Below are 15,677 nucleotides of genomic sequence, written 5' to 3'. Positions count from 1 at the left end.
ATTACTTCCACTTCTTCTGACTCTTCTGCTTCTGCAATTACTTCCACTTCTTCTGACTCTTCTGCTTCTGCAATTACTTCCACTTCTTCTGACTCTTCCGTTTCTGCAATTACTTCCACTTCTTCTGGTATTTCCACAATGATTGTTTCTTCCAGTTTCTCTTCTGCTTTAACAATCACTGATTCTTCTGGTGCTTGTTTTTCTACTTCAATAGTAGGTTGTTCTATTTCTGTATTACGCTTAATTTCTTCTGTTAATATTGTATCCTCGTGCTCTACTTTAGAATCTACTGATTCCTCTTGTAGAATGTTTCGGTCCACTACATCACTTTCTTGTTTAGCATCTTCCATGCTCTCAGCAATTGTTTCATGAAGTAATTCAGCCGCAGGAAGTTCCAGCGGTGCACTAATTTCTTGAACCACTTCTTTTTCTTCTACTATAGGTTCTTGGCGTTCAATTTCATAACCGTTTTTCTCTAGCCATTGATCGACAACTGACTTTTCTTCCTTTTTATTTTGTTGATCTTGCTGATCAACTCCTTCATGACTGGAAGAATTCGTTGCTTGTCCTTCTGAGAAATCAGATAATGCATACCCTTTTTTCTCTAACCATGCATCAACGACTGATTTGCCCTCTACAGATATTTCAAGGTCTTCTCTTTCCTTTTCTTCCTCCTGCTTTTCTACCTTTTTCTCTACTGAAGGACGATTATATCCGTAAATTGGCGAAATCATTTCTGTTGGACGAAATGGTCTACGGTTACTTTCTTGCGTAGGTGCAGATGCTTTCTTTACGACAGGCTCTCGCTCCGGTTCATATTGCATTTCCGGCTCTTCATATGTAGAAACTACCTTCTCCACATACTGTCTTCTACTTCTTTCCACTTTGATTCCTCTTTGAATAGGCTGATCTTCATATGTTACAGCTTGAACAGGTTGTTCTTCAAAATACCCTGCTTCTATAACATCCTCTTCATCGAACCCATTATCCGGTACTAATGGAAAACGGCATTTACCTGCATTCCTACTTGCCATTTGTGCTTCTCTTGCTTCAGTGTAGTGGTTTACACGAGGAATTTTCGACTGACTTTCAACTTGCTCCGGTACTTCTTTATTCATCGCTGTTTGTTCTTCCTCTTTGTTAAACAGCTTTTTCATCCAATCTAACATGCTTACCACTCTTTCTACTAAATAGTAACATCCTTTATTGTATCAGCATTCGGCAAAAAGTGCAGGTAAAATTAAGCATGTCATATTTATCCATAACATTCTAATTTACGCGTATTTTCATATGGAAAAACGCACCCTTACATATAAGACTGCGTTTAAGCTTTACTCTTCCGATATTCCTCTACACTATCCGTTACACTTTGCAATAAAGAATTTACATACTGCGAGTCAGATAATTTTTTATCTTCTTCAGGATTTGACATAAACCCAAGTTCTAATAGTACACCAGGTACTTTGGACCAATTAAACCCAGAAAGATCATCCCTGAATTTAATTCCATTCACTTTCACTTGCTGATTCTCTCTCATTTTATTTACAATCGTTTGAGAGATTTGAAGACTTTCAGCATAAATCTCTTTCGTGTACGGACTTCCCTCTGCCGGCGTTAATACAGCAAATCCACTTTGATTCGGATTTTCAGAACCATCTGCATGAAGACGTAAAAACAAGTTTGCCTTATGATCATTTGCAAATGTCGCGCGTTCTTTATTACTTATATCCACATCTTGTGACGTTCTCGTCATTAATACTTGTATTCCCTTTGCTTCTAACTTTTCTTTTAATACGAAAGCCATTTCTAATACAAGTACAGCCTCTCTTTTTTTCGTCACAACACCCGTTGTACCATCTGTCACTTTATATTTATGCGTCGCTGCTCCTGGCCCAATCGGCTCTAAATTTAAATTCGCTTTTTGTTGATGCCCCGGATCAATAACGACAAGAAACTTTCCTTGCTTTTCATTACTCTCTACTTTTTGTTCATTATTTTGTAGCGGTTGGTCAGCTGGCTGCACTGGCGTAGCTTCCTCTTTCTTTTCCTCGGTCGGCACTTGCTCAGTTGTTTGAACTGCTTGCGGTTCTTCTTTCTTTTCTTGTTCTTCTTGCTGCTTTTCTACCGGTGCGTCTTCCTTGTTATCTTTGTTTGCTTCCTGCATAGAAGATGTTACTTCTTGTTTCGGCTCTTCTTGCGAACAACCGCCCATATATATGCCAATGAATGCAATCATGCTCATTATTTTTATATACTTCATATTTTTCTCCCATCACTTTGCACCGGTCTCAAAGTTTTTCTTATAATTGTTTTATAATCTCATCCATATTTCCAATGTGAACAGGTTGCCACGTCTCTGTACCACGCTCTGCAGTATAAACTAGGTAAGCACCATCAGCCACATTTACGAAAACCGGATCCCCCATATCTGTTTCGTATCCGATAACAATCCATTCCTCTTTCCATTTTCCATGTTCTTCACTTATTAATGAATTTTTATGTTTATCATATCGATAACCGATTTGTCCTTTTTCTAATTCATTTTCACTAAACAAATATATTTCATAGGAACCTAACTCGATATCTTGCTGTTTTGAAGTTTCAATTCGTTTCAGAAGTTCTGCGATTTTTAGTTGTTGTTTCATACGTCTATCCCCTTCTATTTTTCTAAATTTTAACTATTTTGTTTATAAAACACAATATAGATTTTAAGAAAAAAGGTGACATCCTTATGAATATGAACGATTTTCTACATATATCTATCACAACTCACAATATATCAACGATTCAATAGAAAAGAGAGGTTATCCAAAAGGACAACCTCTCTTTTCTTACATCAATTAAAATTTGAACTCTTGTCCAACTTCAAAGCTATCTTCTAATACAAGAATACCTTTTTCTTGTGGAGCATCTGGAAGCTCTAATTCACGTGCTGAGCAAATCATTCCAGAAGAAGGAACACCGCGAAGTTCAGCTGGTTTAATTAACATACCGCTTGGCATTACAGCGCCGATTTTTGCAACGACAACTTTTTGTCCTGCATCAACGTTCGGTGCACCACATACGATTTGTAATGTTTCTGTACCGATTTCTACTTTACAAATGTTTAACTTATCAGCATTTGGATGCTTCTCTTTTTCAGCTACATAGCCTACAACAAATTTCGGAGAAAGATCTGCTTCTACTGTTTCTTCAAAGCCGTTCTTCGCTAAAATTCCGTTGATTTGTTCTACAAGTTCTTTCGTTAATGTTAGGTTACCTGTTTCTTTTACTTCTAAGTAAGAAGATGCATGAAAGATGTTGAATCCTGCTGTTTCGTTGCTTTCACGATCGTATACACGTGCAACATCTCCTTTGCGATCAAAAGTACGGTTCTCTAAAGTAATATCTTGTAAGGCAACAATTAGAGTGTCACCAATTCCTTCAAGGTTGTAAAAAACGTTCACTTCGTTCATCCTTTCTCTTTTCCATCTGTCTTCTTCCGATTTTTCGCTAAAATAAAGATTGGTTCAAAGTCCCCATCTTCATATACGAATGAAAGTGATGTAATCGGAACATGCCCTTCGGCAAAAAATTTCATTGTCATTTGTGCAATAATATCATAACCGATTTCGTTGACGATATCAGCAATAATTAATACATCTTGGTGAGGAACAGCAACAACCATATCACCAGAAATTTTTTCACGCATCGATTGTAGTAACGATTCGTTTAAAATACGCGTCGCATCATACCCATCATTTGTGTTTAAAAAGTAGAATGTATTCCCTGCTACTGTGTCTTGTTTAAATTCATAACCTAATGAGCGAGCGTTGAATAATGCCATTTCACGCACTTGTTGCTCTGTCAGTCCTAATTTTTGTAATAAACGTTCATCAATTAATCGATACGTTTTATTCGAATCTAACGCGTAGTAAATACGTGTTTCCGCCGTATGATCCGTCATAATAAACGGATTTCCTTCTTCTGCTTGTTTCGGGAAAGAAGTAGAGCGAATAACAGGTAAAATTTTCGCCGCGCTATTTTCTTCTTTATGCATCGCAATTAACGCTTCTTGTACGTAATAAGCAACCTCTTCAATTGCTTTTTCTTTATTCACTTCCCATTTTGCCACAACTCCTGGAAGCGATACGTTAATACCTTTTTTCGAGTCTTTTTGCTCTATACGTAGAACTTCTTTCTCGCTATCATACTGAAAGTCCCATTCCGGGCGAGATAATTTCTTCATTAACTCGTCTTTCATCTTTTTACTTGTCATCTTCATCTCTTTTTCCTCCCTTCCAAAAAAATAACCTCCCCCGCGAAGGTAGAGGTTGTTTTACAATTCAATTGGCAAATTGCCTTATTTTAAACCTTCAATAAACTCTTCGATTTGTTCTTGTGTTTTACGGTCTTTGTTTACATAGCGACCTGTTTCTTCACCTTTATTGTACGCTACAAAGCTCGGAATGCCAAATACGTCTAATTTTACGCATAGATCAATAAACTCATCACGATCTACATAGTAAAATGAGAAATCACTATATTTCTCTTCTACTTCTGGCATAAATGGATCTACAAAACGGCAGTCTGGGCACCATTCTGCTGAGAACATAAAGACTACATTCTCTTCATTTTTTAATTGTTGGAATTGCTCCATGCTTTCTAATGATTTCATCTATATTTCCTCCTCTAACGAGTGCATTTTTTCATGTTATAATCTTTCTTTTATACTACCATACATCGCGCACGGTGCAAGGTTTATGCTTGCTTTTCGTCATACTTATATTGCCCAACAAGTAACTTAACAACGTGTACAAATAATTCCGTACGGTCGACATAATCATCTGTAAAAATACCGATTGCACCTTCGTGACTACGAATATCTTTTCTCTGCACAAACTCTTCCATCACTTCACTTAACTCTTTGCCATCTTCAAGAGGTGCTAAAAAATCATCCGGTAACTTAATACGCGCCCCGCCGGCAACGAATGTTTTACCGTCACTTGTTGCTAGCGCGCCCCAGTTACACATAAATAAACCGTGCTCCGTTTTCATTACGCCGCCTTCTAGCCCAATACCAATTTGAGCTTCTCCTTCTTGCAAAGCCCGCTTCGCTCTATTAACCGCTCCTTGCATCGTCTCTTCATCTGAAAACGGCTGGTTCGCTACTCCTGAAGGAACAGAAAGAGACGTAATTGTAGCATCATTCCAAACCTTCTCCACAGCTCCAACTTTCGTTTTATTCTTCGATCCAACTACTACTTTCATTTCATTCACCTCTATAAAAATTCATCATTTCGCCCTACTTAAATTAAACATCAATCACTACCATACATCACCGGGGCATCTATTCACCCTAAAAAAGAAGATGGATTCCCTCACCATTGCCGTCGAACACAAAACAGCCTTCCTACCTAGTGTCTTAATACACCATTCGAGCACCAATTAGGCACTGACCGCCACCACACATGGATGGGGCATCTATTCACGCCAAAAAAGAAGGGTTTTTCTCACAACATTGCCGACCTCGAACTCAAAACAACCTTCCTCCCTCTTCCTATTCGCGGTTTTAATACATCATTCGCGCATCCATTAAGCACTGACCGCCACCACACACCGCTAGGTCATCTATTCAACCTAAAAAAAGAAGGGTTTTTAGCCCTTCCTCCTTACGCGTTATTCTTAATTGTCTCTAACGTCGTTTTATCCGTTGCTCTTACAAGCTTCGTAATTAACTCTTTCGCTGCCGCATAATCATCAACATGTAAAATAGAAGCATGTGTATGAATGTAGCGCGCGCAAACGCCAATTACTGCTGATGGGATACCTGAGTTACTTGTATGTACACGGCCCGCATCTGTACCACCTTGTGAAATAAAGTATTGGTACGGAATATTGTGTGTTTCTGCTGTATCTAAAATAAATTCGCGCATTCCTCTATGTGTTACCATCGTACGGTCGTAAATACGAAGAAGAGCACCTTTTCCTAATTGACCGAACTGCGTTTTATCACCAGATGCATCGTTTGCTGGGCTTGCATCAAGCGCATAGAAAATGTCTGGTTGAATCATATTTGCAGCAGTTTGTGCACCACGAAGACCAACTTCTTCTTGTACAGTCGCACCAGAGTATAATCTGTTTGGTAATGTTTCGTCTTTTAATTCTTTTAGTAATTCGATTGCAAGGCCACATCCGTAACGGTTGTCCCAAGCTTTCGCCATAATTTTCTTTTCGTTTGCCATCGGCGTAAACGGGCAGATTGGCACGATTTGTTGTCCTGGTTTTATACCAATTTCAATCGCATCTTCATAGCTGTCTGCACCTATATCAATTAACATATTTTTTATATCCATCGGTTTTGCACGTTGCGCGTCACTTAATAAATGAGGAGGAATAGAACCAACAACCCCAATAACAGGACCATTCTTCGTCATAACTTGTACACGTTGTGCTAATAGAACTTGGCTCCACCAGCCGCCTAACGTTTGAAAACGAAGCATCCCGTTTTTCGTAATTTGCGTAACCATGAAACCTACTTCATCCATATGACCTGCTACAAGAACACGTGGGCCAGTTTCGTCCCCTTTTTTCAGACCAAATACGCTACCTAAACCGTCTTGCACAATTTCATCCGCATATTTGCTTAATTCTTGCTTCATAAAACGGCGTACATCATGTTCGAAACCTGATGCACCTTGTAATTCTGTTAACGTACGAAATAATTGTAATGTCTCTTTATTCACGAAGTCCCCTTCTTTCAAACCTTAGTAGAATACCTCTTTTATTGTAACGAAATTTTCGAAATGTTTCTAGTTTCTTCTTTTTTAGCTGTATTTGCTTTATAATTATTATTGGTACACTATTTTTATTTTATAGAATTGAGGTGAATATATGAGCTGGAAAGGTTTAGTAGCAGGTCTTGGCGTTGGATTTGCAGCTGGTTATCTTGTTGCAAACAAAGTCCAAGAACAATCCCATATTTCTTCAGAAAAAGCATTGAAAATGGTGAAACAAGCATTAAGTCATAAAGGTGAAATTACTGGCTCTTGGGTACATATGGTTCCAGAGACATTTGAAAAATATGATGTCGCATATGAAGTTTATCGCGGCGGTCTTACAACGATGTTAGATGATATACAAGAACGATTTGAATTTTTAGTTGATGCTAAAACAGGTACTGTTTTAGAGGTTATAGCAGCATAAAAAGGAGGGTTCCCATTAGGTGAACCTCTTATTTTTTAATTGCAAAAGAAATAAAAGGAGTATCGATGATAGATGATATTAGAAACCGAATACTTATACCTAAAAGAAATGCACCAAGATGATTTTGATGATTTAAAAATGATGTTGCAAGATCCAGATGTAATGTATGCTTATGAACATAATTTTTCTGATGCTGATGTTCAATTCTGGTTAGATAGAAATATAAAACGATATAAAGATTTTGGCTTTGGCTTATGGGGGATATACCTAAAAGAAACTGATGAATTTATAGGAAATGCCGGTTTAAGCATGCAGGATGCTGATATTGAACAGGTCATAGAAATTGGCTATTTGCTAAAAAAAGAATTTTGGTATAAAGGTTACGCAAGTGAAATTACTAAAGGTATTAAAGAATATGCTTTTAATGAGTTAGGACTATCAAAAGTCTATTCAATTATTAAACATGACAATATCGCTTCACAAAAGGTTGCTAAGAAGCTTGGTATGATTAAAGAAAAAGAATTCACGACTAAATATTATAATGGAGATATGCTTCATTATCTATATAGCATATCTAAATAGGAGGCTGCCCCAACAGACTTCTGGAACAACCTCCTCTGTTTATGCTTCTATACTCGTTTTCCGCTCTATTTTTTCTACGATATGCCCTTCCTCATTCCACTTTACGGCACGGTAATATGCGTCATGATAAAACGTAAACCAAGCATCGTTTTCAGCGCCGTACTTCATCCACTTTTGCTTATTTTCAATCGATGTCATTGGATAATCATCGTATGCCATTACCCATAGTACATTTTGATGGGCATGTGTCGGCAATAGGTCTGCTAAATGAAGCATCGTTTCACCTTTGCTTTCTAAAGCAATAACTGCATGTCCATCACTATGACCGCCTGTATGCGCCATTTTTATTTCATCTGTAATTTCTATTTCTTGCTCAAACGTAATAACTTGATCTACAATTGGCTCCCAATTTTCCTTCCAATATGTATTACGTGATCTAATATTTGGGTTCCTCATTTCATTCCATTCTGTTTCGCTTACGTAAATTTTCGCATTCGGAAAAGCTGGTACAAGGCCATCATCTTTCCGTTTTGTTAAACCAGATGCATGATCAAAATGAAGGTGCGTCATTAAAACGTAGTGGATATCTTCAGGCTTTAATCCTAATTTTTCTAATGATTCATAAACCGATGATTCTTCTGTTACACCTTGATTTCGCTTCATCTTCTCATTCAATTTACCGTTTCCTATTCCAGAATCAATGAGCATATTCCCGTCTTTCGTTTGCAAAAGTAAAGGATCTGTTCGTAAATAAATATGATTTGTATCATTATGTTTATACTTACGTGACCAAAGTACTTTCGGCACAACTCCAAACATCGCTCCCCCGTCTAAATGTGTGTTCCCACCTTTTAGCCACGTCACTTTTATATCTCCAATTTGTAACTGTTCCATTACGCATCCCCCTTTTACATTAATATTAACACAAAATTCTGATTGTTTTAGCTACAAAAAACCTATGCATTACTGCATAGGCTCTGTACGATATTTCGCTTCCACTCGGTAAATACGATGACCTTTACTAGAGAATTTCTCTTCGTATTCAGTCATGATATTACCTTCATAATCACTATTATGAAGATCTAGGCTAAGGTAAGTTAATAACATACCATACTCAGCCATACTCATTAGAGAGTATTCAAATAAACCTTGGTTATCAGTTTTGAAATGAATTTCTCCGCCTTCTACTAACACTTCTTCATAATTGCGTAAAAATGTTTTATACGTTAAACGACGCTTCGTATGACGTTTCTTTGGCCATGGATCTGAGAAGTTTAAATAAACGCGATCAATCTCACCTTTTGCAAAGAAAACTGTTAAATCTTCAGCATCTTTATTAATTAACTTTAAGTTCGGTACTTCTTCTTCAATTAATTTATCAAGTGCATCTACAACAACACTTGTGAATTTTTCAATTCCAATATAATTAATATGCGGATTTGCTTTTGCCATATCATACATAAAGCGGCCACGACCTGTACCTACTTCAATATGAATTGGTTGTTCATTTCCAAATACTTCTTTCCAATTACCAGCGCGCTCCTCTGGGTTTCCGATTACGATATGTGAATACTCATTAATTCGATCCATTGCATATGGTTTATGTCTTAAACGCATAGATGTTTCCCTCTCTTTACATAGCTATTTTAAAGGAATAATTCCTTCTTTCTGTTTTAATCAATCTACCAAACAAAAAACCAAGTACGTACGAGCACTCGGTCCGTTTCTTTCAAGTATAAGATGTACCATTTTGATAAAAACTACATACAGCATTAAACATTCCATGACGAAACAGCTTTTTCTCTTACATTTCTAGGGAGAGAAAAACAATCGAAAGGATGATCCGTTCATGCCAATTAATCAACAACATCAATTAGAAGTGCTGAAAGATATTTTAGTCAATCACCAAAGTGATTGTTGCGGGACAGTTTCTGAATGCGAGCAATTAGAGCGTCTCATTCAATCGTTACTCGCAAACGATAGTATAAGTAGTGACGCTAAAGCAATGCTAAACGATGTATATTCTTATAGTCAATCGGGTAAATCTTCCTCTAATTTGGACAACCACATTTCCAATAATCAAGAACAACTTACTCAGTGGATTGCTGGAATGGACAATTTTTCTTAAGTATTACTCCGAAGCAAGTAGTTGCTGTAAATATTGATGCCAATATTCAGTTTCTGCTTGCTGCTTTTTTGTTGTGTGCCATTGAATAGACAAAATCGTTTGCGCTATTACATACCACCTCATACGCCTAAGCAGCGATTCATCCATTTCAATATCATAATATTCGAGCCACCCGCTCCATTCGTGGCGCGGAATGTACCAATATAATAACATACCGAGGTCTAGAGCTGGGTCAGCAATTACAGCTCCATCCCAATCAATTAAAAACAGCTCATCTTCATCCGACAATAGCCAGTTGTTATGGTTTACATCACAATGGCATACAACGAATTCATTGTGTTCAATATCTTTTAATGAATCCATTAAATATTGAAGGCCTTCCTGAATTGCTTCATCATCCCTTATATCTCCTCTTAAAACAAGTTGCAGTTGTTGTAATAACTCTTGTGCGTGAAGCGGCTGCTTCCCAAGTCTTTGAATCATCTGTACAAGCGCTTTAGAGGAGTGTATTTTCTTCAAAAGTTTTGCAACACGTTCTAGTTTCATATCCTCTGGCTCTAGCTTCTGTCCCGGAAGCCATTTTTGAGCAGAAATTACATCACCGTTCGTTACCCTTCTTGTCCAAAGTAATTTTGGAACAATTCCTTCTGCTGACAATACCGCTAAAAAGGGCGATGTATTCCGCTTTAAAAATAACTTCTGTTGTCCGTTTTGCGCAATATATGCATCGCCCGTTACTCCACCAGCCGGTACAAGACTCCACTCTTTTCCTAATAATTGTTCCAACCATTCCATATTCATTACCCGTTAACAAATCCTTATCTTTTATAGTTATGAAAAGAAAAACCGCAACATTTCTACACATGTTGTGGATTCATATATTTTACTGTAAATGAAAAGAAAACTTGGCATAAGCCAAAAACTCTCTATTTTATTTTACAAAACCAGTCATAGAATGACAACTTATCAAAATCGTCACCTTTGTCAATTCTACATTTATTACATTCTCATCGTCAAGTAGCGATTTGTCACATTATCGTCAATATATACGTGCTAATTGGAGCCAACTGAAGTTCCTTTCCTCTAAATGAAGAAATTGGCTCTATTTTTGCTTGCTTTTCGTTTACTAACACATGCCACGTTTCTTCTTTCGGAAGTTGCACCGTTTTAGCTTCTAAACCGCTATTAAATAAAACCACAATCTCTTTCCACGGCCCAAACGCTTCTGCATGCACTAGGTGATATGCAAGTACTTCTGGAGAGGTTTGCAAAAAAGTCATGTGCTTTTTTATAAGGTCTGCGTTTTGTAATCGGAATGCTCCGTGCTCTTTACGAATCGCAATTAAACCTTTTATATAGTTAACGGCCTCTATCTCGTTCTCTTTTTGATCCCAATCTAATTGATTAATTTCATCATTTGCATTATAACTATTTTCATTTCCTTGCTTCGTACGATAAAACTCTTGCCCCGCATGTAAGAAAGGAATACCTTGCGAAAGAATTACCATTGCGCTCGCTAGAAGGTGACGTTTTTTTAGAATCTCTTCTGGCTCTTCATTACTGCGCATTAGTTTATCCCACATCGTCATATTGTCATGACATTCTACATAGTTAATGCTTTGCACAGGCTCTAAGAACAAACCTGTTTCTTTCCTACTCAAGAGGCTTCCTGATGCTATATACTGCAAATGATTACAGTCTACATGCCCACCAAATGCAAAACCGCGTTTATTTATATGAAAGGTACTCCCTTTTATTCCATCACGAAATTGATCATTAAATTGCGCAATATACGGCATTTTCTTTGCATTATTTAAAGTCGCTTTCTCTTCAGCGGGAAGTGGTGTTTGTAAATCCCACCCTTCTCCTAATAACAATGCATCTCGCTTTATGTTTCGCACTTCTTTTTCTATTATATTCATTGTATCGACATCTAAAATTCCCATTAAGTCGAATCGGAATCCGTCAACATTGTATTCAGTAAGCCAATATAAAATAGACTCTACAATAAATTTTCTCATCATTTTCCGTTCAGATGCTATATCATTCCCGACTCCCGTCCCATTAGAAGGCATCCCATCTTCGCCATGACGAAAATAATATCCTGGGACAAGTTTTTCAAATGATGATAGCTCTCTTTCATACACATGATTATATACAACATCTACAATCACCCTAATGCCATGCTCATGAAATGTTTCGATTAACTGTTTACACTCTACTATCCTGTTATACGGATCAGAGAGGTCTGTAGCATAATATCCCGTTGGCGCATTGTAATATAATGGATTGTAACCCCAATTATATGCAGAGGAAGGATTCGCCTCATCTACACCACCGAAACAATATAAAGGTAATAATTCAACATGTGTAACACCCAAATCTTTTATATGAGACAAGCCTGTTAACGTCCCATTTCGCCCTGTTGTTCCTTCTTCCATTAGCCCCTTATATGTTCCTTTTTTACTCACTCCGCTGCCCTGATGAATAGTAGCATCGCGAATATGCAGTTCATACAATATGGCATCTGTCATTGCCTGTAATGGTGGTAATTGCTCTTTCTTCGTTACATTTGTCTTTTCTAAATCGATAACAACGCCGTACTTCCCATTTACAGTCACTGACTTTACGTAAGGGTCCACCGCTTCATTCCATATTAAATTAATACAAACAAGAAATGTATACTTTGCTCTAGCTAAATCACCTTGTAATGTATGAGTCCAAACTCCATTTTCTCCTCTGTACATTTCATGATCGGTATATTCTTTATCACTTTTATAAATCCTTACTTTCGCAAGCCTCGCAGTTGGAGCCCACACTTTAAATGTCGTTGCTTCTTTTTGATACACAGCCCCTAAATCGGTACCTTCGTAATAATACTTTTCATCGAAAATCGCTGTTCTTATGACAGCACCTATTTGTAAATCTGTTTCTTCATTCCGTTCATCTCGTACTGTATAATACTTCCCCACATCTAGCGGCTCTTCTATAAAGCACTCATACTTCGTTGCATCCGGAAGCGCAATTGTATGAGCAATCGGTAAATCTTTCACGTTACTTCCTTCTTGCAAACGAAATGTCCGACTTGTTCCATACGCATGTGGGAGCAAAATTGTAATTTTATTCATTTCATCTAAATAGGCATCAAATGGACGTTTTACTTTCAACATAAAAAAATCACCATCATTCTTAAAGTTAAAATGAAACGAGCTGCAAATGATAAGGCTTTTCTTATCAGCAAAGCTCTATACAGTAACACATTATTCTTTATAGTATATTCACCTGTATAAAAAACGTTTTCATACATTCTATTTTTGTAATTTTATTTCAGCAATCGCTTTATACTTCGGTGTCTCCTTCACGTGAGATTCGTATAAAGTAATTGTATCCGCTTGAAATGATATTTCTGGCACTTCCTTTATATGTTCTAAATCAAACTTCTCTTCTCCTACCCATTTACGAGCTACAGTAATATGCGGATGATACGGGCGCGTTTCTAAAGAAAATCCATTCCCTTCACAAATAGCGTGTACTTGCTTTTGTAACTGGAACAAATCGTGATTCTCACTTACCTTCGACCAAAAAATACGCGGCCTATCTTCCATACCAAACGTTGAAAATCCTTGTAATGTGAAGGATAGTTCCTTTATTTCTGTAAGTGTTTGTAATCCATTCTTTATTCCTTCTACTTGTTCCTCTGTCGCACTCCCTAAAAATGAAAGGGTAATATGATAGTCTTCTTTATGTACCCACGAACGAAATGGTAATTCCTCCTGCATTTCCTCTTTATAGTTAGACAGCACTTCTTTTATATGATTTGGTAAAGTGATTGCGACAAAATAATGCGGCTCCATGTACATCTTCTCCTTCTTTCTATTGTTGCTTTTCTTTCGTATCTCATTCAATGAAAAAGAATCAAACTTTCTTAACAGTCTAACCAAGTTAAGATTGTAATACGAAATGAAATTATATCGACATTTCCACAAGGAATATCGCCTTACCAACAAACGATACGTAACAGAAAACCGTCCCAAAATATGTATCGGGACGGCCTTTTATTATTTATATATCTATTACTTCGCTAATTCATGAATTGCTTGCGCATAAATTGCTGTCGCTTTTAATAAGTCTTCAATTTCAATGTACTCGTCTTTTTGATGCGCAAGTTCTTCTTTTCCAGGGAACAACGGACCAAACGCAACGCCAGCTTCCAATGAACGAGCGTAAGTACCGCCGCCAATCGCTAATAGTTCTGCTTTTTCACCTGTTTGTTCTTCGTATACGCGCTGCAACGTACGAATTAATACGTGGTCTTTATCAACGTGATGCGGACGAGAGTTTGAATAATCCGCTACTTCAAATCCATGAGTACCAACGTATTCTTTTAACTTCGCAATCATCTCTTCAAAGTTAGTCGTAACTGGATAACGTACATTTAATCCTAAATTACCACCAGTCTCTTTCGTATAAGAAAGACGACCAACATTCACTGTTAACGGACCGCTAACTTCATCTTTATAGGCGATAGTAGCCTTTTCACCATAAATATCACCAGTAAATGTCTCTGTTGCAAATGTTGCAAACGAAGCTCCTTTTCCATCAAGAGCGACTTTCGTTAAGAAGTTTGCTAGTAATAAACCTGCATTCTCGCCCTTCTCTGGAGTAGATCCGTGAGCTGAAATCCCTTTAATTTGCAACGTCACCGTATTACCTTCTACAATTGCTTCACCTATTTTTTTAGCAGTTTGTAAATACTCTTCATATGCTACTGTAAGTGCATTTACATCTTCTCCTGTAATAATTGCTTCTGCAAAATCAGGAACCATATTTAAACGACGACCTGACTCAAACGAAACAAGTTCATATGTACCTTTCTTCTCTTCACTACCACTTTGCACCACTTGTATATCAGAAATTCCTTTTTCTGCATTAATAATTGGAAAATCCGCGTCTGGCGCAAAACCGATTGTTGGCATTTCTTCGTTTTTAAAGTAGTGATCTACACATTTCCAATTGCTTTCCTCATCTGTTCCTAAAATCATACGAACGCGTTTTGAAAGAGGTAAACCTAATTCTTTCACAATTTTCATTGCATAATAAGCTGCCATCGTTGGGCCTTTATCGTCAATTGCACCACGTGCAAAAATCTTTCCGTCGCGAATATCTGCACTATATGCAGGAGTCGTCCAGCCGTCTCCTTCAGGTACAACATCAACGTGACAAAGAATACCTACTAATTCTTCTCCTTGTCCCATTTCAAGATGACCTGCATATCCTTCTAAATTTTTAGAAGTAAAACCTTCAGCTTCTCCTTTATGCAACATGAAAGATAAAGCTTTTTCTACGCCTTCACCGAATGGTGCGCCCTCTTTCGCCGATTCTTCTTCCCATACACTTTTAATTTGTAAAAATTGTTGTGTATCACGAATTAAATCTTCTTTTCGTTTTGCAACTTCTTCTGTCCAATTAATCGCTGACATCACGCATCCATCCTTCACTATATTGTTTCTTTCATCATAACAAACCGAAATCTCTTATGCTATACACGAAACTTAAATACCGAACAATTGTAATATTTCAGATATTTCCCATTAGTTTTTCTTTTATTTTTTCAAAAAAATTTGCAGGAATTTGGCGTTTTACGTAGAATTTTATGTGTTAGTTGACTGACCATATATACAATGTCAACTACCAATATTTTTCTATATGAATATTTGTTAAACTTTTGTAAAATTTAAGTAGATTAAAGCATGAATTTTATCATGTAGAGTACAATGGTAGT

The 15,677-nt window shown here is 37.2% G+C and carries 16 protein-coding genes and 1 pseudogene; 3 read left to right on the top strand and 14 right to left on the bottom strand.

The features are described 5' to 3' along the window. The 8 genes and pseudogenes from FOT98_RS20860 to FOT98_RS20820 all read right to left on the bottom strand — a co-directional run. Window positions 1-1,169: pseudogene (locus FOT98_RS20860) on the bottom strand (DNA translocase FtsK); the annotation flags it as partial. A gap of 155 nt (window positions 1,170-1,324) precedes the next feature. Then, entirely contained in the window at window positions 1,325-2,260 is a 936-nt protein-coding gene (locus FOT98_RS20855) for an N-acetylmuramoyl-L-alanine amidase (protein ID WP_063262103.1), read from the bottom strand. Between the two features lie 40 nt (window positions 2,261-2,300). Further along, the gene (locus FOT98_RS20850; RefSeq protein WP_063262104.1) at window positions 2,301-2,645 is read right to left on the bottom strand and encodes a hypothetical protein; all 345 of its coding nucleotides are present in this window, start codon (window positions 2,643-2,645) and stop codon (window positions 2,301-2,303) included. A 195-nt stretch (window positions 2,646-2,840) separates the two neighbouring features. After that, window positions 2,841-3,455 (bottom strand): YtpR family tRNA-binding protein, encoded by a 615-nt coding sequence (gene ytpR / locus FOT98_RS20845; protein WP_061676819.1) that lies wholly within the window; start codon window positions 3,453-3,455, stop codon window positions 2,841-2,843. Further along, window positions 3,452-4,264, bottom strand: a complete 813-nt coding sequence (locus tag FOT98_RS20840) for a DUF1444 domain-containing protein (RefSeq protein ID WP_000784603.1) — start codon at window positions 4,262-4,264, stop codon at window positions 3,452-3,454. The genes ytpR and FOT98_RS20840 overlap by 4 nt, the downstream gene beginning before the upstream one ends. 78 nt (window positions 4,265-4,342) lie before the next feature. Then, on the bottom strand, window positions 4,343-4,657 hold the full coding sequence (locus FOT98_RS20835; RefSeq protein WP_000838193.1) for a thioredoxin family protein: 315 nt from the start codon (window positions 4,655-4,657) through the stop codon (window positions 4,343-4,345). An 83-nt stretch (window positions 4,658-4,740) separates the two neighbouring features. Next, window positions 4,741-5,250, bottom strand: coding sequence for a DUF84 family protein (locus FOT98_RS20830; RefSeq protein ID WP_063262105.1), 510 nt, complete (start codon window positions 5,248-5,250; stop codon window positions 4,741-4,743). 401 nt (window positions 5,251-5,651) lie between these two features. Further along, window positions 5,652-6,725: a M42 family metallopeptidase gene (locus tag FOT98_RS20820; RefSeq protein ID WP_144291130.1), complete on the bottom strand. Its 1,074-nt coding sequence runs from the start codon at window positions 6,723-6,725 to the stop codon at window positions 5,652-5,654. Between the two features lie 148 nt (window positions 6,726-6,873). Between FOT98_RS20820 and FOT98_RS20815 the strand changes: the two genes are divergently transcribed. Next, window positions 6,874-7,185, top strand: a complete 312-nt coding sequence (locus tag FOT98_RS20815; RefSeq protein ID WP_000118541.1) for a PepSY domain-containing protein — start codon at window positions 6,874-6,876, stop codon at window positions 7,183-7,185. Window positions 7,186-7,257: 72 nt separating this feature from the next. Further along, complete coding sequence (locus FOT98_RS20810; RefSeq protein WP_063262106.1) at window positions 7,258-7,767, top strand: GNAT family N-acetyltransferase; 510 nt, start codon at window positions 7,258-7,260, stop codon at window positions 7,765-7,767. Window positions 7,768-7,806: 39 nt separating this feature from the next. Here the strand turns inward: FOT98_RS20810 and FOT98_RS20805 are convergent, their stop codons facing one another. Both FOT98_RS20805 and trmB read right to left on the bottom strand, forming a co-directional pair. Beyond that, entirely contained in the window at window positions 7,807-8,661 is an 855-nt protein-coding gene (locus FOT98_RS20805; RefSeq protein ID WP_063262107.1) for a YtnP family quorum-quenching lactonase, read from the bottom strand. A 69-nt stretch (window positions 8,662-8,730) separates the two neighbouring features. Beyond that, window positions 8,731-9,384, bottom strand: a complete 654-nt coding sequence (gene trmB / locus FOT98_RS20800) for a tRNA (guanosine(46)-N7)-methyltransferase TrmB (RefSeq protein WP_063262108.1) — start codon at window positions 9,382-9,384, stop codon at window positions 8,731-8,733. 232 nt (window positions 9,385-9,616) lie between these two features. Here trmB and FOT98_RS20795 point away from each other — a divergent pair, with 232 nt between their 5' ends. Then, the gene (locus FOT98_RS20795; RefSeq protein WP_001122236.1) at window positions 9,617-9,895 is read left to right on the top strand and encodes a YtzH-like family protein; all 279 of its coding nucleotides are present in this window, start codon (window positions 9,617-9,619) and stop codon (window positions 9,893-9,895) included. A 3-nt stretch (window positions 9,896-9,898) separates the two neighbouring features. On the opposite strand, the gene FOT98_RS20790 is transcribed toward FOT98_RS20795, so the two are convergent. The 4 genes from FOT98_RS20790 to pepV form a co-directional block, all read right to left on the bottom strand. Beyond that, window positions 9,899-10,696 (bottom strand): phosphotransferase family protein, encoded by a 798-nt coding sequence (locus FOT98_RS20790; RefSeq protein WP_063262109.1) that lies wholly within the window; start codon window positions 10,694-10,696, stop codon window positions 9,899-9,901. A gap of 227 nt (window positions 10,697-10,923) precedes the next feature. Further along, window positions 10,924-13,065: a type I pullulanase gene (gene pulA / locus FOT98_RS20785; RefSeq protein ID WP_063262110.1), complete on the bottom strand. Its 2,142-nt coding sequence runs from the start codon at window positions 13,063-13,065 to the stop codon at window positions 10,924-10,926. 138 nt (window positions 13,066-13,203) lie between these two features. After that, window positions 13,204-13,749 carry an RNA 2',3'-cyclic phosphodiesterase gene (gene thpR, locus FOT98_RS20780; RefSeq protein WP_063262111.1) on the bottom strand — a complete coding sequence of 182 codons (546 nt, stop codon included), beginning with the start codon at window positions 13,747-13,749 and terminating at the stop codon, window positions 13,204-13,206. Between the two features lie 219 nt (window positions 13,750-13,968). Further along, entirely contained in the window at window positions 13,969-15,375 is a 1,407-nt protein-coding gene (gene pepV, locus FOT98_RS20775; RefSeq protein WP_061676812.1) for a dipeptidase PepV, read from the bottom strand. Window positions 15,376-15,677 lie beyond the last annotated feature (302 nt).

The organism is Bacillus sp. HY001 (genome assembly GCF_007558965.1).
GTDB classification, from domain to species: Bacteria; Bacillota; Bacilli; order Bacillales; family Bacillaceae_G; genus Bacillus_A; species Bacillus_A mobilis.
This window is presented reverse-complemented; position numbering and strand designations above follow the sequence as displayed.